The sequence below is a fragment of the Roseovarius litorisediminis genome (assembly GCF_900172295.1).
Lineage (GTDB): Bacteria > Pseudomonadota > Alphaproteobacteria > Rhodobacterales > Rhodobacteraceae > Roseovarius > Roseovarius litorisediminis.
Genome location: NZ_FWFL01000002.1, coordinates 337,022 through 358,741, shown reverse-complemented (window position 1 = coordinate 358,741; position 21,720 = coordinate 337,022). Strand labels below are relative to the sequence as shown.

The window sequence follows — 21,720 nt, the reverse complement described above, 5'->3', positions numbered from 1 at the left end:
TGCAGGGGCGAATTTATTTCGATATTTCTAGAATCATGAAACAACCACCCACACCCGACCTTGATCTTGCCCTGACGGCATCAACCTTTGCGGCTCTTGGCAGTGAACAGCGCCTTGCGGTGCTGCGCTGCCTTGTCCGCGCAGGCCCTGACGGGCTGAGCATTGGCGAGCTGGGCAAACGCAGCAGCGTCACCGGCTCGACCCTGACGCATCACGTCAAAATCCTGACCCAGGCCGGGCTGGTCACACAACAGCGTCAGGGCCGCTCGATCATCTGCGCCGCCGTCGCCTATGATGAATTGCGTGCGCTCTCCGAATTTCTGTTGCGAGAATGCTGCGCCGATGCGCCCTGCAAGGACCATGAACATGGCTGATACCACCCTTCCCGCACCGCGCTCATTCTGGAACCGAATGGACAAAGCCTGGGCGTCACTGATCATCATCCTCATGTTGGTTGCGGTGCTGGACTGGCCGCAATTCTGGCCCACGGTCACGTTCGGCGCGACGTCTCTTCTGCACACTGCGCCCTTCATCGCCTTCGCGGTATTGGCAGTGGCCTATATGAAGGCTTCAGGTGCCGAAACCCTACTGGCCCGCGCCTTTGAAGGCCGCCAGACCCGGATGATCGTGCTGGCGGCGCTGCTTGGCGGTCTCTCACCCTTCTGCAGTTGCGAGGTGATCCCCTTCATCGCCGCCATGCTAGCCCTAGGCGCCCCACTGGCTGCGGTCATGGCCTTCTGGCTGGCCTCCCCTCTGATGGACCCGGCGATGTTCCTGATCACCTCAGGCACACTGGGCTGGGATTTTGCCATCGCCAAAACAATTGCCGCCGTTGGTATCGGCCTGTTCGGCGGTTTTGCAACCATGCTGGCTGCGCACTCTTTCGTCTTTGCAGACCCCCTGCGGGAAAAACCCCATGTCGGTGGCTGCTGCAGCGCCAATAAACCGTTTCAGGGCGCACCGCTCTGGCGTTTCTGGCAGGAAAAGCCCCGCATCGACACCTTTCGCGCCACGGCGCTGGACAACGCAGTGTTCCTGCTGAAATGGCTGGCTCTGGCCTATGTGATCGAAGCGCTGATGCTGCATTACATCCCTGCCGATGCCGTCGCGGGCCTGTTGGGCGGTACCGGCATCACCCCGATCCTGATGGGTGCCATTGTCGGTGCACCGGCCTACCTTAACGGCTATGCCGCCGTGCCGATGGTTGATGCCCTGTTGGCGCAAGGCATGAGCAACGGGGCCGCCATGAGCTTTGTCATTGCCGGCGGTGTCAGTTGCATCCCTGCCGCCATCGCTGTCTGGGCGCTGGTCAAACCGCGCGTCTTTGCCGCCTATATAGGTTTTGCTGTCATTGGCGCAGTTCTGGCCGGAATCGCCTGGCAGGCAGCGGCCTGAACCTAACGGATTCAGGAAAGCTGTCGGCACCCGGGCGGCCTGTTGCCCCTGCCGCCCAAATACCCTAACCCGAAAAGGAAATATTTGAAACTGGGGGGCTGCAATGTATCGCGTATGGAATTTTGTCGCTGAATATTCTCTTCTTCTGATCCTTGGCGCCATTACTGCCCTGATCTGGGCTAATACCAATCCCGACAGCTACCACCATTTTGTTGAATTCGTGATCTGGGATCATGCTCCGATTGGCCACCTGCATGACGGCCACCGCACCCTCACGCTGCACTATTTGGTCAATGACATCCTGATGGCTCTGTTCTTTGCCATTGCCGCCAAAGAAGTGTGGGAGGCGGTGATCCTTAAAAACGGTTCCCTGCGAGGGAAAAAGGCTGCAACCCCCTTGTTTGCAACAGCCGGCGGCATGTTCGGCCCCATACTGGTGTATCTGGGTCTGGCGACGATCATGGGCTCGGATACCTATAGTGCCGTTGCCAATGGCTGGGCGATCCCAACCGCCACCGATATCGCGTTCAGCTACCTGGTAGGCCGTATGGTCTTTGGCGGCGGGCACCCGGCGGTACGCTTTTTGCTGCTTCTGGCGATTGCCGATGATGCAGCCGGTCTGATCATTCTGGCGATTTTCTACCCCAGCGGCGATCTGGCGCCCGTCTGGCTGCTGCTGTCTTTGGGGGCCGCCATCGGCGTGTTCGTGTTCTTCAACTGGCTGCCCCGCCGGATGGACCGCGGCAATCAGGATCGCCCCTGCTCCAGCTGGATGCGCGCCAATCTGGGTGGCCTGCCCTATATCCTTGCCGGCTGCATCAGCTGGTATGGCTTCATGCGCTCGGGGCTTCATCCGGCGCTAGGTCTGCTTCCTATCGTCCCGACCATCCCCCATGCTGACCGTGCTTTTGGCATTTTTTCTGAAGCCGAGAAATATCTGCATGACCTGCTGAACGTTCTGGAACACGCGCTCAAACACCCTGTTGAAATCGTTCTGTTCTTCTTTGGCCTACTCAACGCCGGGGTCGAGTTTTCGGCGATGGGCGATGCGACATGGCTGGTACTGGCGGGGCTGCTCGTTGGTAAGCCGGTCGGGATTTTCATCTTCGGCTGGATCGCCGCAAAGCCGATGGGTCTTGGAATTCCGCAGGGCATGCGGATCATTGATCTGGTGGTGATCGGCTGCGTCGCCGCCATCGGCTTTACGGTATCGCTTTTTGTTGCCTCAGTGGCCTTCGATGCCGGGCCTGTGCAGGATGCCGCCAAAATGGGTGCGCTCTTCAGCTTTGCGGCGGCCATCATATCAATTTTCGTGGGTAAGCTGCTCAGGGTTGAGAAGCGCGAAATGTAGGATAATGGCTTGCCAGCCACATGAAGCCGGTGCTTTGGCGCCGGTTTTTTTGCACCAAGGCGCAAAAATTTTCCCTGATTTACTGTCACAAAGCTATCTAATTCGCCATAATCATGGGGAATTGACTCATCATGCCTTAAGAAAACCTCGCTAAAGAGGATCTGGCAGAGCAGCATCGGAGCAATGGAATGCTCGAATTCGACAACGTGAGCAAGTCCTTCTGGACTGGCACGCAGCGCAAGGTGATCCTTGACCGCGTGTCTTTTCGCGTTGAATTGGGCAACTCGCTTGGCATACTCGCCCCTAATGGGACCGGCAAAACCACACTGATCAATATGATGGCCGGTTTGGAAAAGCCAGACGAAGGTGACATTCGTCGTGGCTGTCGTATCAGCTTTCCGCTCGGGTTCATGGGCGGAGTTGTCAATCGCGTCTCAGCGATGGAGAATTCCCGCTATATCGCCCGGCTCTACGGGCTTGACCCCGACTATATCGAAGCGTTTTGCCGGTGGATGTGTAACCTTGGCGAATATTTCGACCAGCCGCTTGGCACCTATTCTTCGGGAATGCGGGCGCGTTTTACCTTTTCGCTGATGCTGGCGCTAGATTTTGATATCTACCTGATTGATGAGGGAATGCCCGGTTCTACTGATGTAGAATTCAACCGCAAGGCTGGTGAAATACTCAAGGAAAGGTTACGCACAACCACTGTGATAATTGTTTCACACCAGCCGGCGACACTGGAAAAATTTGCCCGCTCAGCGGCAGTTCTCATGGGCGGACAGCTGTATATGTTCGACACCTTGGAAGAGGCGAAAGTTCTGTATGACTACGAAACCCAAGGTTAAAAAGTACCGTATCCCGCACAAACCGTCACCGTCCCCCAAAGGCGCGACATCGACCAGTCCGGAAATGGAACCGGAGGAAGCGCTTGATCGGATCATGGCGGATGATAAAGCGGGCGATGTGCCCGAATCCGCGCCGGTAACGCCTGTCGCTGACACAGCGACTGTTACGGCACAGGGCACCGCCACTCCTGCGCCAAAAAAACCTGCAGCTCAGAATATCGATGACATCCGCAAAGAAGGCCTGACCGGTCGTCAGTTGCGAATGGCGCGGCGCATGGCACAAAAACACGGTCTGGCCCCGGTCTCGGATTTAGATGCGGTACGGTTGCTGCGTGCCAAAGGCATCGACCCGTTCCAGCGCGCCAACATAGTCGAGCTGGTGGACAAAGAGAATAAACAGCGCGCCGACACCAAAGGCACATCTGACCAACAAGTGCAATTGCCCCAGACCGTTCCGGCGGGTCGTCCGGGCCTGCCTTCAACAGATCTCAGCCCGGCAGACCGTCGCGCTCAGGAAATCATGCAGATCCAGCGCGACATCGCCAAGCGCCGCCGCCGCAAGCTGCTGCTGTTGTTGTCGCGACTGTCGGCATTTGTGTTTCTGCCGACGATATTGGCGGGCTATTACTACTATGCCGTAGCCACTCCGATGTACACGACCAAGTCCGCCTTCCTGATCTTATCCGCCGACGGCGGCGCAAGCGCGGGCGGATTGGGTGGCCTGCTGCCCAGCCAGTTTGCCACCGGTCAGGATGCTATTGCCACCCAGGAATACCTTGAATCCAAAGACGCCATGCTGCGCCTCGACAAGGAACTGGGATTTCGTGATCATTTCAGTCAGGCTTGGATCGACCCGATCCAGCGGCTTGACCCTGACGCCAGCAACGAAAAGGCGTACAAGCTTTACAACAAATACGTGAAACTGGGCTATGACCCAACCGAAGGCGTGATCCGGATGGAACTGTCCACCGCCACACCCGAAGTCAGTGCCCTGTTCTCGGAACGCCTTATCAACTACGCCGAAGAACGGGTTGACCACCTGAGTCAGGAAAAACGTCAGGATGCTGTACAAACCGCCATTGCAAGCCTTGAGCAAGCCAAGGCCGAACGGCGCGCAGCCCAGCAACGTCTTGTTGAATTGCAGGAAAACAGCATTCTGGATCCGGCAGGTGAAATCGGCAGCATCCGCAGCCTGATCAACTCGATCGAACTGCAACTTCAGGAAAAACAACTGGCTCTGAACATCCAGCTGAACAATTCCCGGCCGAACCGGTCCAAGGTGGCAGCCTTGCGCAGCGAAATCGAAATTCTGCAGGCTGAGCTGACCAAACTGAACGCCCGTCTTAATCAGGCAAGTGACGGCGCAAGCTCGTTGGCCTCACAAACCGCGGACATACAGATGGCCCAGGCGGATCTGGCCACCGCCGATCTGGTCCTGCAATCGGCACTGGAAACCAAACGCCAGTCCGAGATCGAGGCGAACAAACAGGTCCGGTATCTGACCGTCAGCGTTCAGCCGATCGCCTCGCAGGATCCCTCCTATCCGCGGGCTTTTGAAAACACGGTCCTTGCCTTCCTGATCTTTGCCGGTATCTACCTGATGATATCACTCACCGCCTCCATTCTTCGCGAACAGGTATCGTCTTAATATGAAACAGGTTGAATTCGCCGGGCTGCACGTGGGCAACAATCAGCCGCTCACCGTCATTGCAGGCCCGTGTCAGTTGGAAAGCGTGGATCACGCCCAGATGATTGCCGGAACCATGGCCGAGGCCTGTAAGGCCGCTGGCGCGCAATTCATCTTCAAGGGCTCGTTCGACAAGGCCAATCGCACCTCGCTCAAGGGCAAACGCGGCCTTGGGCAGGATGAAGGGCTCAAGGTCATGCAGGCCGTCAAGGACGCCCTTGGCGTTCCGGTACTGACCGACGTGCACCTGCCCGACCAATGCGCAGCGGTGGCCCAGGTCTGCGATGTGCTGCAAATCCCTGCCTTTCTCTGCCGCCAGACCGACCTGCTATTGGCCGCAGGCGAAACCGGCGCCGTGATCAACGTGAAAAAGGGCCAGTTTCTGGCGCCATGGGATATGCCCAATGTGGTCTCCAAACTCGAATCCACTGGCAACACCAAAATTCTGCTGACCGAACGTGGCACATCGTTTGGCTATAACACCCTTGTCACCGATATGCGTGCCCTGCCGCAAATGGCCGCCACCGGCTATCCCGTGGTGATGGACGCCACCCATTCTGTGCAGCAACCAGGCGGCATGGGCGGCAGTTCCGGCGGCCAGCGTGAATTTGCCCCGGTCATGGCCCGCGCCGCCGTATCCCTTGGTATTGCTGCGGTTTTCATTGAAACCCATGAAGACCCCGATAGTGCCCCCTCGGACGGGCCCAATATGATCCCGCTGTCGCAAATGCCTCATCTTATTGCCACATTAATGCGATTTGACCTTCTCGCCAAAGAGAACCCGATTGCGATCTGAAGAAAGACTTTGACAGTGAAAAAGCCCGAGTACCAAGTCACCCCAAACACCTGGGAATTCCTGCGCGATGCGATGATCACGCCCACCGGTTTCCGTGAATATGATGCGCGCTGGAAATACCCCGACGAGATCAACCTGCCCGGCATCACCGCCCTTGGCCTGGGCCTTGGCACCCAGATGCAACGCCGCGGTATTGACCCGGTGATTGCCGTTGGCAACGACTATCGCGACTATTCTTTATCGGTCAAAAACGCCCTCATGCTCGGGCTGATGCAGGCCGGGATTTCCGTCAGGGATATCGGCCCCTGCCTGTCCCCCATGGCTTATTTTTCGCAGTTTCATCTGGATGTGCCTGCGGTTGCCATGGTCACAGCCAGCCATAATCCCAACGGTTGGACCGGCGTGAAGATGGGCTTTGAACGCCCCCTCACCCACGGCCCCGATGAGATGAACGAACTGCGCGACATCGTTCTGAATGGCGAAGGTGAACAGCGCCCCGGCGGCGCCTATGAATTTGTCCATGGCGTGCGCGAGGCCTATCTTGATGACCTTGTCGGCGACTTCAAGATGACCCGCAAGCTCAAGGTCGTCTGCGCCACCGGTAACGGCACGGCCAGCGCCTTTGCCCCCGAGTTGTTTGAACGGCTGGGGGTCGAGGTCGTGCCCTCGCACAACACCCTTGATTACACCTTTCCCCACTACAACCCCAACCCCGAAGCCATGGAAATGCTGCACGACATGAGCGACAGCGTTAAGGCTTCAGGCGCCGATTTTGCCCTTGGCTTTGATGGCGACGGCGACCGCTGTGGCGTGGTCGATGATGAGGGCGAAGAGATTTTTGCCGATAAGGTCGGCGTCATCATGGCGCGGGATCTTTCCAAACTCTATCCCGGCTCCACCTTTGTGGCCGATGTGAAATCGACCGGGCTTTTTGCCTCGGATCCGGAACTCTTGGCCAACGGCGCCAGGGCCGATTATTGGAAAACCGGGCATTCCCACATGAAACGCCGGGTCAAGGAAATCGGCGCGCTGGCGGGCTTTGAAAAATCCGGCCACTACTTTCTGGCCGAACCTGTGGGCCGCGGATACGACTGCGGCATGCGCGTGGCCGTTGAGATCTGCAAACTGATGGACCGCAATCCCGACATGTCGATGTCCGACCTGCGCAAGGCGCTACCCGTGACCTACGCCACCCCAACCATGTCACCCTGGTGCGCCGATACCGAAAAATACGATGTGCTTGAACGACTGGTCGAAAAACTCGTTGCCAAACACAAAGCCGGCGAAAAAATCGCTGGTCGCGCCATCAAGGAAGTGGTCACCGTCAACGGCGCCCGCGTCATTCTGGACAACGGCAGCTGGGGTCTGGTGCGGGCCTCCTCCAACACCCCCAATCTGGTGGTGGTCTGCGAAAGCTCGCATTCCGACGCCGAAATGCGGGCCATCTTTGCCGATATTGACGCGGTCATCCGCACCGAACCTGCTGTTGGCGATTACGACCAGACAATCTGACACCCGGCGCGCGCACTGCCATTTCTTCTTGCCAAAATATCCATTCCGCACCCCAAGCCCCGGGTGCGGGGTGGGCGGGTGGGCGCTCCCGGGGCTTGGTCACCGGTAAAGCCCGCGAAATCCACGTACACTTCGCATGTTCAGGCCTGTGCAGGGCGGGGTTTCACCCCACGATACCTCAGGCCGTCAGCCCACGCCCCTTCAGCAGCGCCTCAACACCCGGCAAACGGCCCCGGAATGCTATATAAAGCGCCTCCGCGTCACGCGACCCGCCGGTTGAAAGAATGTTTTTCTCCAGGGCCTTGGCCCGTTCCGGATCAAACGGTCCACCCGCCTCTTCAAACGCAGCAAACGCGTCGGCGTCCATCACTTCAGACCACATATAGCTGTAATAGCCCGAGCTATAGCCGTCGCCAGAAAACACATGTGCAAACTGCGGCGTCGCATGGCGCATTGCAATCGCCGACGGCATCCCGATATTTTTCAATATTTCCTGCTGCTTAGCCATTACATCATGGGGCGCCTCCCCTTCGTGAAACGCCAGATCAACCAGTGCCGAGGCAACATATTCTACCGTCTGAAACCCCATATCAAATGTCGCCGCCCCCAGAACCTTGTCCAGCATATCCCGCGGCATGGGGGCACCTGTTTCGGCATGGGTGGCAAATTCTCCAAGAACTTCTGGCACTTCCAGCCAATGCTCAAATAGCTGACTGGGCAATTCCACAAAATCCCGCGCCACCGAGGTGCCCGAAATGCTCTCATAGGTCACATCCGACAGCATCTGATGCAGGGCGTGCCCAAACTCATGAAACAACGTGCGCGCATCATCGTAGCTCAGCAATGCGGGATCACCCTTTGCAAAATTGCATACATTGATCACCACCGGCCCCTGCACCTTTGGGAATTTGGCCTGCCCCCGCATGGCCGAGCACCAAGCACCTGAACGTTTTGAACCCCGGGCAAAGTAATCCCCAATGAATACAGCGATATGGCGACCTTCACGGGTCACTTCCCAGGCCCGGCAATCCGCGTGATACAGCGGCACGTCCAGTGCCTTGAATTCAAGGCCAAACAGCCGGTTAGCACAGGAAAAAGCCGCCTCTATCATCCGGTCAAGCTGCAGATAGGGCTTCAGTTCCGCCTCATCCAGATCATGCTCGGCCTGACGGCGCTTTTCCGCATAATACCGCCAGTCCCACGGCGCCAGATCACCGTTGATCCCGTCTTCCCGCATCATCGTGGTCAGCACCTCTGCGTCACGATCAGCCTGTGCCTTGGCGGGCCCCCAGACATCCATCAGCAACTTTTGGACCGCGGCCGGGGTCTTGGCCATCTCGGTTTCCAGCTTGAAATCGGCAAAGCTGCCATATCCCAGAAGCGCCGCGCGTTCCTGCCGCAGCGCCAGCGTCTCTTGCGCAATCGCGCGGTTATCCGTCGCACCTTCATTTGCCCCACGGGCAGCCCAGGCAGTAAAAGCTTTCTCGCGCAGATCCCGTCGAGGCGAGAATTGCAGGAACGGTACGATCAGCGACCGTGACAATGTAACAATCGGATTTTTCAGACCTTTTTCCGCGCCTGCAGAACGGGCCGCATTCACCAGAAAATCGGGCAAGCCTTCCAGATCATCCTCGGAAAGCGCCATGTACCATGCGGCCTCATCCGCCAACAGGTTCTGGGTAAAGGCAGTGCCCAACTCCGCCAGCCGCGACATGATCTGCCGCATGCGCTTGTCCTGATTCCCTGTCAACGCAGCGCCCGCACGCCGGAACCCGCGGTGGGTCAACATCAGTACACGGCGCTGTTCGTCTGTCAGATCCAGCGTATCACGGGCTTCCCACAAGGCTTCTATCCGCGCATACAACGCCTTGTTGCCATAGATTTCTGACGCATGCGCCGCCAGTCTTGGGCTGAATGAGCGCTGCAACTCCTGCCGTTTGGGATTGCTGTCAGCCCCCGCCAGCGAGAAAAAAACCGACAACACCTTGTCCAGCGCTTTGCCTGACGCCTCTAGCGCCTCAATCGTGTTGGCAAAAGTGGGTGAAGCTGAGCAATCGCCGATCGCCCGCACCTCTGCCTGCGCCAGCTCCAGTGCCTTGTCAAATGCCGGGGCAAAATCTTCGTCGCGGATCCGGGCGAACGGTGCGATTTCAAAAGGCGTGGCCCAGTCAGCCAGCAGCGGATTGGTCATGGTGTTCTCCTTTGGCCCCACATACAGGGCAATCAGGGCGGGATTTCAGGGTGATCTTGCGGGATTCGCCATAAAGCGCGTCATAAATCAGCATCTCTGCGCGCAGAGCCTCGCCCGCTCCGGTGATCAGCTTGACCGCCTCAACCGCCATCATTGCCCCCACAACACCTGGCAAGGGGCCCAAAACACCTGCCTCGGCACATGACGGGGCAAGACCCGCCGCAGGCGCATCGGGAAAAATACACTGATAACAGGGTGTACCGCGCGCCGGATCAAACACACTTAGCTGCCCCTCCCATTGTGACAAAGCACCGGAAATCAGCGGCTTACCCTGTGCAGCAGCGGCCCGGTTCACCAGATAACGGGTTTCAAAATTATCGGTGCCGTCAAGGATCAAATCGTAATCGGCAAATAGCTCGTCTGCGATTTCTGGGGTCAAACGCCGCTGATAGGGACGCACATCAACACTGGGGTTCTGCGCCTTCATTGCGACAGCGGCGGATTTCACCTTTGGCAGACCGATATCAGTGTCACGGTGAATGACTTGCCGCTGCAAGTTGGAATTATCGACATCGTCATCGTCAATCACACCAATCGTACCAACCCCTGCCGCCGCTAGATACAACAGTGCCGGTGATCCCAACCCTCCGGCGCCGATCACCAGAACACGCGCCTGCTTCATCGCTTTTTGCCCCGGTCCGCCGATTTCGCGAAGCACGATATGGCGTGCGTAACGCTCTAGTTCGGCATCCGAAAATGTACCAGAGTTGGCGACATGCGCGGGGCCGGCCTGCGCCTTGACTTTTAACCATCTGAGGCCCGCGCGATAGACCATGATCAGCACGGCACAGCCCCCAAGGATCAACCAAAAACCAGCAGTGGTTCCTGTCGCCATGCGCAAAGAGTGCCCGTCCGGCAAAACCAGATGCAGCAAGACAACCGCCAGCCACAGCAGGCCAATCATCGTCCAGCGCAGGTTCCTGGGCACCCCCAGAACCGCTCCAAGGCCCCAAAGCCCAGCCGCCATCACCAGAACCAAAATCATCAGCCGCGCCCTGTGGAGCCAAAACCACCCTGCCCGCGCAGGGTTTCATCCAGCGTCTGGACAAGATCGAAACGCGCCTGCACGACCGGGGCCACAACCATCTGGGCGATGCGCATCCCGTGTGTAACCTCAAACGGCGCATCGCCTGCATTCATCACGATCACACCCAAAGGCCCGCGATAATCGCTGTCGATGGTGCCGGGGCTGTTGGGCAGGGTAACTCCGTTTTTCAGGGCCAGCCCCGAGCGCGGGCGCAATTGCACCTCATACCCTTCGGGCACCGCCATCCGCAATCCGGTGGGCACCAACGCCCGTTCACCAGGTGCCAGTATCAGCCCCCCCTTGGCCCCCTCCGGAAAATTGGCCCGCAGATCAGCACCCGCAGCCCCCGGCGTTTCATAGGATGGCAGCCCAAGCGACTGGTCTGCGCCCGCGTCCCACATCAGTTGCACTGCAACCATTCCCAGCCCTTCTTCTTGGCAAAAATACTCAAAACCCTCAGGTCAGCGCTGCAGCGATACGCTGGGCCAGTTTTTGCGCGACCTGATCTTTGGACATGCGCGGCCAATCTTCCACCCCTTCGTCCATGATCAGGGTAACGTCATTTTCGGCCCCACCCATGATACCCGTAGAGTGGTTTACGTCATTGGCAACGATCCAGTCACAGCCTTTTCGCAGGCGCTTGGCTGCAGCGTTTTCAACGACATCATCGGTCTCGGCCGCAAAGCCCACAACAAGTGCCGGCCGACCCTTTTTCATCTGGCTAACCGTAGCCAGAATATCCGGGTTTTCGGCGAATTCCAGATTTGGCAGACCTTCCTTTGTTTTCTTCAACTTGCTGTCGCTGGCACTCGCAACGCGCCAGTCAGCCACCGCAGCGGCGAAAACGGCCGCCTCGACCGGCAGCGCGGCTTGCACCGCCTTCAACATCTCTTGTGCCGTCTGAACCCGGATCACCTCAACCCCCGAAGGCGGCGGCACATCGGCGGGGCCAGTGACAAATACCACTTCGGCTCCCAATGCCACCAGCGCCCGCGCCAGCGCCGTTCCCTGCGCCCCGGACGAGCGGTTGGCAATATAGCGCACCGGATCAATCGGCTCCTGCGTCGGTCCCGATGTTACCAGCACGCGCTTGCCTTGCAGCAGGCCGCCTGCCAACGCTGATTCGATCGCCGCGACAATCTCCAGCGGCTCGGCCATCCGGCCCGGGCCAAATTCGCCGCAGGCCATGTCGCCCTCATTCGGGCCAACAACATGAATACCATCGGCGTCCAGTGTCGCTGTGTTCCGGCGGGTCGCCCTGTGCTGCCACATCCGCACATTCATCGCCGGCGCGATCATCACCGGTGTGTCGGTAGCCAAAAGCAGGGTTGAGGCCAGATCATCCGCATGCCCGTTCGCCATTTTTGCCATCAGGTCAGCGGTGGCGGGTGCTACCACGATCAGGTCGGCACTGCGGCTCAGTTCGATATGGCCCATTTCGGCCTCATCGGTCAGATCGAACAGGTCCTGATAAAGCTTTTGACCGGCAAGCGCCGAAACCGAAAGAGGTGTTACAAATTCCGATCCCGCACGAGTCAGGACCGGGGTTACCTCGGCCCCGCGTTCTCGCAGGCGGCGGATCAGGTCCAAGGACTTGAAGGCCGCAATACCTCCGCCGATAATCAGAAGAATGCGTTTCGATGCCAGCATGACGCTTTCCTTATTCAGCCGCTGCGACAGTAAGGTCTGACCTTCAGGGTGACAAGGGGCAGCTCGCTGCGCTTGTCACCCTGTCTCGCGGGGCAATCCATCTTTATTTGAAAGCGGCACAAGGGTCGGGGCGCTCAGCCGCCGGGGCCGAAAGCACTTTGTCAAATCCGCCCTCCAGAGGCTGATCGTCTTCAGTCTGGCCAATCACATAAACTGTTGTCTCTGGCACAACATCCGCCAGATAAGAGGGCACACCCCAGTCGCGCCTCGCATGCCCGTTTCCGGTGATCACAACCACCGGACCACCGGTTTCCTCCAATGCGCGCACCGCCGCACGCGCCAGAACGGCGTCACGCAGGCGCTGAATTTCCACCATCCCCGGCAAAATCTCGGGTGGCAGCGCATTGCAATGCGCCACCATTTGCAGGGTTTCTCGCTGGGCCTGTTGCCGGGCCGACAGTGGTTCAGCCAACCCATAGCGTCTGGCTTCTGCACCGAAAACCTGCTCTGGCCCGTCTTCCAGAACAGCCTGTGCCTGGCTGCGTGGGACATGCGCGCCATACACCTTCGCCTCCGGTGCCGCATTGAATATGGGTCTGTACATCGAAAAGTCCGGCCACCCTGACGATCCCCACTCCAGGAATGCCTCCAAATCGCCCGGATCTGTAAATTGCGGCAAGACTTCCCCATAGATACGTGCAGGGCTTACCATTTCAAACACAAGCGCGGCCGGTCGGAACTTGGCCACCTTTTCAGCCTGGACCGCGTGGTGGGCGGTGTTGTCATGCACCTCGCCAATGATCAGCACATCCTGCGCAAACGCATTCTGGGACAGGGTCAGGAAAAGGAAGGCAAACCGCACAATCATGCGAGCAGGTTGTGCACCTCTGATCCATGACGTTCAAGGGTTTTGCGCATCTTCTGAAACGCCGCCACTTCCAGCTGTCGCACACGCTCTTTCGAAAGGTTCAGTTCATCTCCAAGGCTTTCCAAGGTTCGGGGCACATCACGTAATTTACGTTCCCTGACGATAAACTGTTCGCGCTCATTCAGCTTGCCCAGCGCCTCACCCAGCCATCCACGCAAGGCATGAAGATCATGGTCCTGTTCAACCATCTCATCCGCACGCGGCCCGTCATCCTCGATCGTGTCGATCCACTCTCGCCCTTCATCTTCGGAAGACTGCGTTGCATTCAGCGAAAAATCCGAACCCGAAAGCCGCCCCGCCATCATTTCAACGTCGCGTAATGGCACACCAACTTCGTGTGCGATCAACTCGCGCAGCTGATAACCATCCAGTTCTTCGCCCCGCGCCATCGACTCGCGTTCCAGGCGCGCCTGCACCCGACGCATATTGAAAAACAGCGATTTCTGCGATGACGTGCTTCCGGTACGCACCATCGACCAGTTACGCATCACATAGTCCTGAATACTGGCCTTGATCCACCACACCGCATAGGTCGAAAACCGAACCCCGCGATCCGGGTCGAACTTGTCGGCCGCCTTCATCAGGCCGACACCGGCCTCTTGAATCAAGTCATTCATCGGCGCGCCATAGCGGCGGAACTTGGAAGCCATCGAAATAGCCAGCCGCATGTAGGCCGTGATCAGCCGATGCAGTGCCGCTTCATCGCGCTGATCGCGCCAGGCGCAGGCAAGTTGGCGCTCGGTCTCTGCGTCCAGCAACTCGGCCTTCATAGCAGTGCGGGACATGGAACTGGTTTGTGGTGCATCCAGTGGCATTTTTACCCCCTTGCAGGGCAGCAATCCCGATTGCGCCCTTTCTCAGTTTCTCATGGGGTGATACGCAGACCCAATCAATCTGGATCAAAAAAGGGTGCAAAACCACAATGCTGCCAGAACTTACTTTGGTACTTGGGGGCGCGGCCTCGGGGAAATCCGCCTTCGCCGAAAGCCTTGTAAAAGGCACAGGTCGCGGGCTGGTCTATCTGGCGACAGCGCAAATCCACGACAACGAGATGCGGGCAAAAGTCTATCATCACAAAGAAACGCGCGGAGCAGGCTGGCGAACTGTCGAAGAACCACTGGATGTGGGCCGCACTCTGGCGGCGATCAGCGGGGATCAAGCCGTTCTTTTGGATTGCGCCACAATGTGGCTTTCCAATCATATGCTGGCAGAAAATGATCTGGCCGAAGCCGAGGCCGGGTTGATGGCAGGTATCGCGCTCAGCGCAGCCCCCATCGTGATCGTCAGCAATGAGGTGGGGCTTTCAGTGGTGCCTGACAACAAACTTGCCCGTGATTTCCGCGAGGCCCAGGGGCGGCTGAACCAGAAACTTGCCCAAAAGGCAGGTCTGGTTGTCAACGTCATCGCGGGCCTGCCGCAGGTCCTGAAAGGTCAGTTGCCTTGAGTCGCATTTTCTGGGTCCGCCATGGGCCCACACATGCGAAATCCATGGTCGGCTGGTCTGACCTTCCGGCCGACCTGAGCAACGCAGCACAGATCGAACGTCTCAGGTCGCATTTGCCTGATGATGCTCTTGTCATCTCTTCCGATCTCATCCGCGCCAGCGCCACTGCCGATGCCATCGCAGGCAACCGGGATCGCCTGCCTCATGATCCCGACTTGCGCGAAATTCACTTTGGTGACTGGGAATTGCAACGCTTTGACACCATCCCCGATCAGGACCATCTGCGCGCCTTCTGGGACAATCCCGGCGATGTGCGCCCCCCCGGCGGCGAAAGCTGGCACGAGGTGGCCACGCGTGTCGACCGCGCAGTCAACCGTATGCTTACAGCACATGCGGGCCGCGACATCATTGCGGTGGCCCATTTCGGCGCAATCCTGACGCAGGTTCAGCAGGCCCTGCGGGTCGGTGCGTACGAGGTCTTCAGCCACCGGATCGACAATCTTTCGGTAACGGAACTGCATAAAAAGGAAAGCGGCTGGCACGCGGCGCAGATCAATCATCTGCCGTGATGACCCGCCTCACAATTCTTGGTTTCACACCAAAACCGGCAAGCGCTATCGTCATGCCATGACTTATGATCTCATTCTCGGCGATTACGCCTATTCTTCCTGGTCACTGCGCGGCTGGCTGTTGTTTGAAAAATTCGGTCTGCCCCGGCAGACCAGAATGGTGAATTTCAAACTCGGCAGTGTACCCGACCAGATGCCCGACTGGGCACCCGCCAAGACCGTACCCGCCCTACGCACACCCGAAGGCGCGATCCTGTCCGATTCCCTCGCGATCGCCGAAGAACTGGCAACCCGCCATCCCGATGCGGGTCTCTGGCCAACAGATCCCAAGTCGCGCGCCACCGCCCGCAACCTCACGGCCGAGATGCATTCGGGCTTTACTGCCCTGCGCAGCGATTGTCCGATGAATGTTCGGCTCGCCTATACAAACATGCAACCTTCAGACGCGGTAATGGCAGATCTTCGCAGGCTTGAACTGATCTGGGATCATGCCCGAAACACCTGCCTTCCCGACGGTCCGTGGCTCTGCGGCGCCTATTCGGTTGCCGATGCCTTCTTTGCGCCTGTAGCGGCGCGGATTGCAGGGTACGGTCTTGCAGTCACCCCCGCTGCACAGGCCTATGTCGCTGCTCATCTGGCCGATCCGGCCTTCCGACGCTGGCGCGCCATGGGGCTGGTGCATGGCGAAACGCTCAACCGCTATGCCAAACCCTATACCACAGGCCCCTGGCCGGGCCCGATGCCGCGCCCGGCGCACCCCGTCGACACAGGCACACCCGAAAACACGGTTTGCCCCTATTCCGGCAAACCCATCACCCACCTTCTGGAGACCGAGGGCCGGACATTCGGATTCTGCAACGCCTTCTGCCGCGATAAAACAGTGGCCGATCCCGACGCGTGGCCCGCCTTCACCACAATTTTCAACGCCTGAAAACGCGATTACGTCTTCTTTTGGAAACTGTTCCGGGGGCGTTAAAATCCCTCGGGTTTGTAACGTGGGGGCTGCGCCTTCCTGCGTCAGTTAACCAATCCTAAACCCTTCCCACCGTATTCGTTAACCACGATTTATGAAATGGGGAACAGCATGGTCGCACGCGCCTATACGGTGGCTTTTGAAGGGGTCGAGGCGCGCCAGGTTGAGGTGCAATGCGCCATCACCCCCGGCCTGCCCGCCTTTTCCCTTGTCGGCCTGCCTGACAAGGCCGTGTCCGAGGCCAGGGATCGTGTGCGCACTGCGCTCAGCTCCATGGCCATCGCGCTGCCGTCTAAACGCATCACTATCAACCTCAGCCCGGCCGACCTGCCCAAAGAAGGCAGCCATTTCGACCTGCCCATTGCTCTGGCCCTGCTGGCCGCGCTGGAAATCATCCCAAAAGACGCCGTAGAAGGCACCTGTTCACTGGGAGAATTGTCACTCGATGGCACCCTCATCCCTGTCATTGGTGCCCTGCCAGCCGCCATGGCCGCCGCAGAAGACGATCGGACACTCCTCTGCCCAAAAGCTTCGGGTGCCGAGGCCGCCTGGGTTGGCGCAGCACAAGTGATCGGCGCAGCCTCGCTTGCGGATGTTGTACGCCACTATACCGGCCAGTCCCCTCTGGCACCGGCTGAACCAGGAGAAGTCCTTACCGGCAATGGCGGGCGCGACCTGCGCGACGTCAAGGGGCAGGAACGCGCCAAGCGCGCGCTTGAAATTGCCGCCGCCGGACGCCACCACCTGATGATGGTGGGTACGCCCGGTTCGGGCAAATCCATGTTGGCCGCCCGGTTGCCAGGCATCCTGCCACCACTCACCCCAGTCGAGGCGTTGGAAACCTCAATGATCCATTCCCTTGCGGGCCTGCTGGACGAAGGCGGCATTAGCCGCACCCGCCCGTTTCGCGAACCGCATCACACCGCTTCGATGGCCGCTATCGTCGGCGGAGGCCGCCGCGCCAGCCCCGGTGAAATCAGCCTTGCCCACAATGGTGTACTTTTCATGGATGAATTTCCCGAATTTCCCCGCACCGTGCTGGAAACCCTGCGCCAGCCCATCGAGTCCGGCGAGGTGATGATCGCCCGTGCCAACGCCCATATCAGATATCCCTGTCGGTTCATGCTGGTAGCCGCTGCAAACCCTTGCAAGTGCGGATACCTCTCTGATCCGGCACGGGCCTGCGCCCGTGTGCCCCTTTGCGGCGAAGACTACCTTGGCCGAATTTCAGGCCCTTTGATGGACCGTTTCGATCTGCGCATCGAAGTGCCACCGGTCAGCTTTACTGATCTTGATCTGCCACCCTCGGGCGACGCCTCAGCGACGGTCGCAGGCCGGGTCGAACAGGCCCGGGCGGTACAGGCCCAACGATTTGCCGACCGACCCGACATGCGCCTGAATGCCGATGCCGAAGGCGAGGCCCTGGAAGAGATCGCGACACCCGACCCTCAAGGTCGCGATCTGATCAATCGCGTGGCTGAACGATTTGGACTTTCGGCACGCGGCTACCACCGGATTTTGCGTGTCGCACGAACCATCGCCGACCTGGACGCTGATCAGGATGTGCGCCAGCCCCATGTGGCGGAAGCCATCAGCTTTCGCCTGTCAGGTGTGAAAGAACTGTAAACCACGCGGCAATGATTTTGACGTTTGACAGACTTCTGGAAGAAACGGCACAAATGCGGCCAGTGATGGGGAAGATTTTATTCAGCGCTCATGCGCGCTTGGCCTCGATGGCCTCCCATATCTGCGCAGCCACGTTGACACCATCGAACCGCTCCAGTTCCTGAATGCCGGTTGGCGATGTGACGTTGATCTCGGTCAGATACTCACCAATCACATCAATCCCCACAAAAACCTGTCCCTTTTCGCGTAAGAGTGGCCCGATCGCGGCACAAATTTCGCGGTCGCGATCCGTCAGTTCAACCTTTTCGGGGCGCCCTCCCACATGCATGTTGGACCGGGTCTCACCCTTGGCAGGCACCCGGTTGATTGCACCCACCGGCTCACCGTCAACCAGAATCACCCGTTTGTCGCCCTTGGCAACATCGGGAAGGAATTTTTGCACGATCAATGGCTCCCGGCTGAACCCGGTGAACAGCTCGTGCAGCGAGGTCAGATTGCGATCCGCCATGTTCAGCATGAACACGCCGGCACCGCCATTGCCATAAAGCGGCTTCAGGATAACATCACCATGTTGCTCTTTAAAGGCGCGGATCGTGTCAATGTCGCGGGCAATCGTAGTCGGCGGCATCAGCTGCGGAAAATCCAGGATCAACAGTTTTTCGGGAAAATTGCGCACCCAGAACGGATCATTGACCACCGTCGTGCCCGGCATCAGCCGCTGCAGAATATGCGTGGTGGTGATGTAGAACATGTCAAACGGCGGGTCCTGACGCAGCCAGACCACATCAAAATCCGCAAGGTCCACAGTCGCCTCGTCGCCCAGCCGGAAATGATCCCCCTTTACGCGCTGCACACGCAATGGCCAACCTCGCGCCGTCACGTGTCCCTGATCATAGGCCAGCTTGTCAGGCGTATAATAAAACAACTCGTGCCCGCGCGCCTGAGCCTCTTCAGCCAAACGAAAAGTACTGTCGGCATCAATGTTGATTGGCCCGATCGGGTCCATCTGAAAGGCGATTTTCATGGGTTGTCCCCTTGTTCCGTTCCCCCCTAAATGGGGCATGAAGGCCAAAGGTTCAATTCAGAAATGCCCGAACGCGTTCTCCAGGATCTCGATGCGCCCTTGACCATCCATAATTGCCAGATCGAAACGCACTTCACTTAGCGATCCCGATTTCGTCGTTCCCAGAAACTCTTCAGCAGCGGCATGAATGCGCCGCATCTGCGCGGGTCTTAGCCGGGTCATTGCAACATCAAAGTTGCGCGCTTTCTTGACCTCGCAAAATACGTAAACCGGCCCATCCCGGATGATCAGGTCTATCTCGCCCCCATGACCACGCCAACGGGTTTCCAATACTGTGCATCCCCGCTTGAAATATTCGGCAGCAACCGACCGCTCTGCGCTGTCGCCCGATAAATATGCGCGCTGTCCCGCCTCGTGCCGCTGAGCCCGATCAGGCGGGGCACATCCTTTTTCATCGGGTTTTGACATGCCTCACCTTTCACCGGATCAGACTCGCCACTAGTCGGTACCTGCCAGCTTAAGCGCTAGCTGATAAACACGGCGTCGTGGCAATCCCAGTTCGGCTGAAACAACATCTGCCGCATCGCGCACAGTGCGCGTCCGCAAAGCGTCTATAATTTTTTCTTCTAGATCAGTTTCGCTAACAATTACTGAACCTGCCCGGTCAATCACCACAACGATTTCGCCTTTAAGAGTGCGGGCCGCACAGGTCGCAGCCAGCTCATCCAGTGTCCCGCGCAGGATTTCCTCGAATTTCTTGGTCAGTTCGCGACAGACTGCCGCTTGGCGTTCGCCGCCCAGAACCTCGGCGGCATTCGACAGCATCGCTGCGATCCGTTTGGGCGATTCGTAGAAGACGAGCGTCGCAGGCACGTCCTTCAACTCGCTTAGCGCGGATTTCCGCCGTCCGGTAGCATTGGGCAAAAAGCCCGCGAAAAGAAATTTATCCGTCGGCAATCCCGCCAATGTCAGCGCCGTGATCACCGCAGACGGGCCCGGCGCCGACACCAGTGCATAGCCTTCGGCCACGACAGCGCGCGCCAGATCAAATCCCGGATCCGCCACCAAAGGTGTGCCCGCCTCGGACGCGTAAACCACCGATTTGCCTGCGCTCAAAGCCTCTAGAAGCCTGGGCCTTACCTTATCACCATTGTGATCGTGATAGGCCAACAGCGGGCGATCCCCCAGTGCAACCCCGTGGATATCCATCAATTTGCGCAGGCTGCGCGTATCCTCGGCCGCGACCACATCCGCCGAGGCAAGAATATCCAAAGCCCTAAGCGTGATGTCGCGCGCCGTGCCAATCGGAGTCGCAACCAGATACAGCCCCGGCGTCAGCCCCGTCTTGATCGCATTCCCCACTGGACCCGCCCCGTTTGACGTTTATTATCGCCCTCAAATCGCGGCCACCAAAAGGTCCGCAGAAATCAGGGAGTGAAGTTGACCATGTTCGCCGTTTTATCCCCCGTCCGCAAGCTGTTCGGTCGTTTTACAATCCTAATTTCAATCCTTTGGCTGGCGGCATGCCAGCCGGTGGATTTGTCAAACACTGGCGGGGGCAAGTCGATCAACCCCTCTGCGCCGGTCCCCGTGGCGCTTCTGATACCTTTAAGTGCACAAAGCCCGCAGGAACAGAATCTGGCGCGCGATCTGGAAAACGCGGCGCGTCTGGCGGCGTCGGATCTGGATAGTGTAAAGATCGACCTTCGGGTCTACGACACCGGTGGTCAGGCTGGCCTGGCCCAGTCAGCGGCTTTGAGCGCCGTGGCAGACGGGGCCAAGATCATCATAGGCCCACTGCACGCTGAATCGGCAAATGCCGTGGCGGTTGCCGTTGCAAACAGGAACGTCAACGTTCTGGCGTTCTCGAACAACGCCACGATCGCGGGTGGCAATCTGTTCGTTCTCGGTCAAACCTTCCAGAACACGGCAGACCGGCTTGCCAGTTTCGCCAGCCGTCAGGGCAAAAAACGCTTCGTAGCCGTACATTCGAACAACCTTTCCGGTCAGCTTGGCAAGCAGGCGATTGAGCAGGCAGTCGCCATAAGCGGCGCAACCATGGCCGGCAGCGTCGGATACGATTTTTCACAGCAAGGCGTTGTGGCCGCGATCCCGGCCATCAAGGCGGCCGTTACCAACAACAACGCAGATGCGATTTTTCTGACCTCAAATACCGCCGGCGCATTGCCGCTCTTCTCGCAGATGCTGCCCGAGGCAGGCATCAGCCCGGCAACCACCCAGTTTATCGGCCTCAGCCGTTGGGACACCCCGCCGCAGACTCTGGCGCTGCCCGGGGTGCAGGGGGGCTGGTTTGCCCTGCCCGACCCACAACGCAGCGCCCAGTATATCACCCGTTTTCAAGCCGCTTACGGTAATTCACCCCATGCAATCAGCGGTCTGGCATATGACGCGATTGCCGCCATCGGCGCGTTGGCCAAATCCGGGTCGCGCACCGCTCTGACCCGGGGAAGTCTTACCCAGCCTGCAGGCTTTCAGGGCGTAAATGGCGTTTTCCGTCTGCTTGCAGATGGCACAAATGAACGCGGACTGGCTGTTGCTACGATCCGTGATCAGAAATTGGTTGTAATTGCGCCCGCGCCACAGGGCTTTGGTGGCGCGGGTTTCTGACGCCGCGTTGA

21 protein-coding genes are annotated in these 21,720 nt (G+C 58.7%); 12 read left to right on the top strand and 9 right to left on the bottom strand.

Translation table 11 applies throughout. The features are described 5' to 3' along the window. Positions 1-35 precede the first annotated feature (35 nt). The 7 genes from PEL8287_RS05090 to PEL8287_RS05060 all read left to right on the top strand — a co-directional run bounded on the left by PEL8287_RS05090 (position 36) and on the right by PEL8287_RS05060 (position 7,589). Complete coding sequence (locus PEL8287_RS05090; protein ID WP_085891264.1) at positions 36-374, top strand: ArsR/SmtB family transcription factor; 339 nt, start codon at positions 36-38, stop codon at positions 372-374. Then, on the top strand, positions 367-1,395 hold the full coding sequence (locus tag PEL8287_RS05085; protein WP_085891498.1) for a permease: 1,029 nt from the start codon (positions 367-369) through the stop codon (positions 1,393-1,395). Before PEL8287_RS05090 ends, PEL8287_RS05085 begins: the two co-directional genes overlap by 8 nt. A 103-nt stretch (positions 1,396-1,498) precedes the next feature. Then, the gene (locus PEL8287_RS05080) at positions 1,499-2,746 is read left to right on the top strand and encodes a Na+/H+ antiporter NhaA (protein ID WP_085891263.1); all 1,248 of its coding nucleotides are present in this window, start codon (positions 1,499-1,501) and stop codon (positions 2,744-2,746) included. 188 nt (positions 2,747-2,934) lie between these two features. Continuing rightward, complete coding sequence (locus PEL8287_RS05075) at positions 2,935-3,594, top strand: ABC transporter ATP-binding protein (protein ID WP_085891262.1); 660 nt, start codon at positions 2,935-2,937, stop codon at positions 3,592-3,594. Beyond that, a complete protein-coding gene (locus tag PEL8287_RS05070; protein WP_085891261.1) occupies positions 3,572-5,242 on the top strand; it encodes a KpsE/RkpR family capsule polysaccharide export protein in 1,671 nt (556 codons plus the stop codon). Before PEL8287_RS05075 ends, PEL8287_RS05070 begins: the two co-directional genes overlap by 23 nt. A gap of 1 nt (position 5,243) precedes the next feature. Next, positions 5,244-6,077 carry a 3-deoxy-8-phosphooctulonate synthase gene (gene kdsA, locus PEL8287_RS05065; RefSeq protein ID WP_085891260.1) on the top strand — a complete coding sequence of 278 codons (834 nt, stop codon included), beginning with the start codon at positions 5,244-5,246 and terminating at the stop codon, positions 6,075-6,077. Positions 6,078-6,149: 72 nt separating this feature from the next. After that, positions 6,150-7,589 (top strand): phosphomannomutase/phosphoglucomutase, encoded by a 1,440-nt coding sequence (locus PEL8287_RS05060; protein WP_370737913.1) that lies wholly within the window; start codon positions 6,150-6,152, stop codon positions 7,587-7,589. Between the two features lie 178 nt (positions 7,590-7,767). Here PEL8287_RS05060 and PEL8287_RS05055 read toward each other — a convergent pair whose 3' ends face one another. The 6 genes from PEL8287_RS05055 to PEL8287_RS05030 form a co-directional block, all read right to left on the bottom strand. Next, on the bottom strand, positions 7,768-9,780 hold the full coding sequence (locus PEL8287_RS05055; protein ID WP_085891259.1) for a M3 family metallopeptidase: 2,013 nt from the start codon (positions 9,778-9,780) through the stop codon (positions 7,768-7,770). Continuing rightward, positions 9,758-10,825: a HesA/MoeB/ThiF family protein gene (locus PEL8287_RS05050; RefSeq protein ID WP_085891258.1), complete on the bottom strand. Its 1,068-nt coding sequence runs from the start codon at positions 10,823-10,825 to the stop codon at positions 9,758-9,760. Before PEL8287_RS05050 ends, PEL8287_RS05055 begins: the two co-directional genes overlap by 23 nt. Next, positions 10,825-11,286, bottom strand: a complete 462-nt coding sequence (gene dut / locus PEL8287_RS05045) for a dUTP diphosphatase (protein WP_085891257.1) — start codon at positions 11,284-11,286, stop codon at positions 10,825-10,827. Before dut ends, PEL8287_RS05050 begins: the two co-directional genes overlap by 1 nt. Before the next feature lie 37 nt (positions 11,287-11,323). After that, entirely contained in the window at positions 11,324-12,517 is a 1,194-nt protein-coding gene (gene coaBC / locus PEL8287_RS05040; protein ID WP_085891256.1) for a bifunctional phosphopantothenoylcysteine decarboxylase/phosphopantothenate--cysteine ligase CoaBC, read from the bottom strand. 103 nt (positions 12,518-12,620) lie between these two features. Beyond that, positions 12,621-13,385 (bottom strand): ChaN family lipoprotein, encoded by a 765-nt coding sequence (locus tag PEL8287_RS05035; protein WP_085891255.1) that lies wholly within the window; start codon positions 13,383-13,385, stop codon positions 12,621-12,623. Then, positions 13,382-14,260: an RNA polymerase factor sigma-32 gene (locus PEL8287_RS05030; protein ID WP_085891496.1), complete on the bottom strand. Its 879-nt coding sequence runs from the start codon at positions 14,258-14,260 to the stop codon at positions 13,382-13,384. Before PEL8287_RS05030 ends, PEL8287_RS05035 begins: the two co-directional genes overlap by 4 nt. Positions 14,261-14,367: 107 nt before the next feature. On the opposite strand from PEL8287_RS05030, the gene cobU reads away from it, so the two are divergent. The 4 genes from cobU (at position 14,368) to PEL8287_RS05010 (ending at position 18,057) form a co-directional block, all read left to right on the top strand. Further along, positions 14,368-14,889: a bifunctional adenosylcobinamide kinase/adenosylcobinamide-phosphate guanylyltransferase gene (cobU, locus tag PEL8287_RS05025; protein WP_085891254.1), complete on the top strand. Its 522-nt coding sequence runs from the start codon at positions 14,368-14,370 to the stop codon at positions 14,887-14,889. After that, positions 14,886-15,458 (top strand): histidine phosphatase family protein, encoded by a 573-nt coding sequence (locus PEL8287_RS05020; protein ID WP_085891253.1) that lies wholly within the window; start codon positions 14,886-14,888, stop codon positions 15,456-15,458. The genes cobU and PEL8287_RS05020 overlap by 4 nt, the downstream gene beginning before the upstream one ends. A 58-nt stretch (positions 15,459-15,516) precedes the next feature. After that, positions 15,517-16,389: a glutathione S-transferase gene (locus tag PEL8287_RS05015; protein WP_085891252.1), complete on the top strand. Its 873-nt coding sequence runs from the start codon at positions 15,517-15,519 to the stop codon at positions 16,387-16,389. Between the two features lie 153 nt (positions 16,390-16,542). Next, a complete protein-coding gene (locus PEL8287_RS05010) occupies positions 16,543-18,057 on the top strand; it encodes a YifB family Mg chelatase-like AAA ATPase (protein WP_085891251.1) in 1,515 nt (504 codons plus the stop codon). 88 nt (positions 18,058-18,145) lie between these two features. Here the strand turns inward: PEL8287_RS05010 and gshB are convergent, their stop codons facing one another. Genes gshB through rsmI form a run of 3 tightly spaced genes read right to left on the bottom strand, consistent with a single transcriptional unit; the run spans position 18,146 to position 20,443 of the window. Next, entirely contained in the window at positions 18,146-19,081 is a 936-nt protein-coding gene (gene gshB / locus PEL8287_RS05005; RefSeq protein WP_085891250.1) for a glutathione synthase, read from the bottom strand. A 57-nt stretch (positions 19,082-19,138) separates the two neighbouring features. Further along, the gene (locus PEL8287_RS05000; RefSeq protein ID WP_085891249.1) at positions 19,139-19,549 is read right to left on the bottom strand and encodes a YraN family protein; all 411 of its coding nucleotides are present in this window, start codon (positions 19,547-19,549) and stop codon (positions 19,139-19,141) included. Positions 19,550-19,579: 30 nt separating this feature from the next. Next, positions 19,580-20,443 (bottom strand): 16S rRNA (cytidine(1402)-2'-O)-methyltransferase, encoded by an 864-nt coding sequence (rsmI, locus tag PEL8287_RS04995; protein WP_085891248.1) that lies wholly within the window; start codon positions 20,441-20,443, stop codon positions 19,580-19,582. A gap of 84 nt (positions 20,444-20,527) precedes the next feature. Here rsmI and PEL8287_RS04990 point away from each other — a divergent pair, with 84 nt between their 5' ends. Next, positions 20,528-21,709, top strand: coding sequence for a penicillin-binding protein activator (locus PEL8287_RS04990; protein WP_085891247.1), 1,182 nt, complete (start codon positions 20,528-20,530; stop codon positions 21,707-21,709). Positions 21,710-21,720 lie beyond the last annotated feature (11 nt).

Excerpts from the sequence above, each read along its gene's own strand:
- PEL8287_RS05090 (WP_085891264.1), top strand. The coding sequence starts at position 36 with ATGAAACAACCACCCACACCCGACCTTGATCTTGCCCTGACGGCATCA.
- PEL8287_RS05085 (WP_085891498.1), top strand. The coding sequence starts at position 367 with ATGGCTGATACCACCCTTCCCGCACCGCGCTCATTCTGGAACCGAATG.
- PEL8287_RS05080 (WP_085891263.1), top strand. The coding sequence starts at position 1,499 with ATGTATCGCGTATGGAATTTTGTCGCTGAATATTCTCTTCTTCTGATC.
- PEL8287_RS05075 (WP_085891262.1), top strand. The coding sequence starts at position 2,935 with ATGCTCGAATTCGACAACGTGAGCAAGTCCTTCTGGACTGGCACGCAG.
- PEL8287_RS05070 (WP_085891261.1), top strand. The coding sequence starts at position 3,572 with ATGACTACGAAACCCAAGGTTAAAAAGTACCGTATCCCGCACAAACCG.
- kdsA (WP_085891260.1), top strand. The coding sequence starts at position 5,244 with ATGAAACAGGTTGAATTCGCCGGGCTGCACGTGGGCAACAATCAGCCG.
- PEL8287_RS05060 (WP_370737913.1), top strand. The coding sequence starts at position 6,150 with ATGATCACGCCCACCGGTTTCCGTGAATATGATGCGCGCTGGAAATAC.
- PEL8287_RS05055 (WP_085891259.1), bottom strand. The coding sequence starts at position 9,780 with ATGACCAATCCGCTGCTGGCTGACTGGGCCACGCCTTTTGAAATCGCA.
- PEL8287_RS05050 (WP_085891258.1), bottom strand. The coding sequence starts at position 10,825 with ATGATTTTGGTTCTGGTGATGGCGGCTGGGCTTTGGGGCCTTGGAGCG.
- dut (WP_085891257.1), bottom strand. The coding sequence starts at position 11,286 with ATGGTTGCAGTGCAACTGATGTGGGACGCGGGCGCAGACCAGTCGCTT.
- coaBC (WP_085891256.1), bottom strand. The coding sequence starts at position 12,517 with ATGCTGGCATCGAAACGCATTCTTCTGATTATCGGCGGAGGTATTGCG.
- PEL8287_RS05035 (WP_085891255.1), bottom strand. The coding sequence starts at position 13,385 with ATGATTGTGCGGTTTGCCTTCCTTTTCCTGACCCTGTCCCAGAATGCG.
- PEL8287_RS05030 (WP_085891496.1), bottom strand. The coding sequence starts at position 14,260 with ATGCCACTGGATGCACCACAAACCAGTTCCATGTCCCGCACTGCTATG.
- cobU (WP_085891254.1), top strand. The coding sequence starts at position 14,368 with ATGCTGCCAGAACTTACTTTGGTACTTGGGGGCGCGGCCTCGGGGAAA.
- PEL8287_RS05015 (WP_085891252.1), top strand. The coding sequence starts at position 15,517 with ATGACTTATGATCTCATTCTCGGCGATTACGCCTATTCTTCCTGGTCA.
- PEL8287_RS05010 (WP_085891251.1), top strand. The coding sequence starts at position 16,543 with ATGGTCGCACGCGCCTATACGGTGGCTTTTGAAGGGGTCGAGGCGCGC.
- gshB (WP_085891250.1), bottom strand. The coding sequence starts at position 19,081 with ATGAAAATCGCCTTTCAGATGGACCCGATCGGGCCAATCAACATTGAT.
- PEL8287_RS05000 (WP_085891249.1), bottom strand. The coding sequence starts at position 19,549 with ATGTCAAAACCCGATGAAAAAGGATGTGCCCCGCCTGATCGGGCTCAG.
- PEL8287_RS04990 (WP_085891247.1), top strand. The coding sequence starts at position 20,528 with ATGTTCGCCGTTTTATCCCCCGTCCGCAAGCTGTTCGGTCGTTTTACA.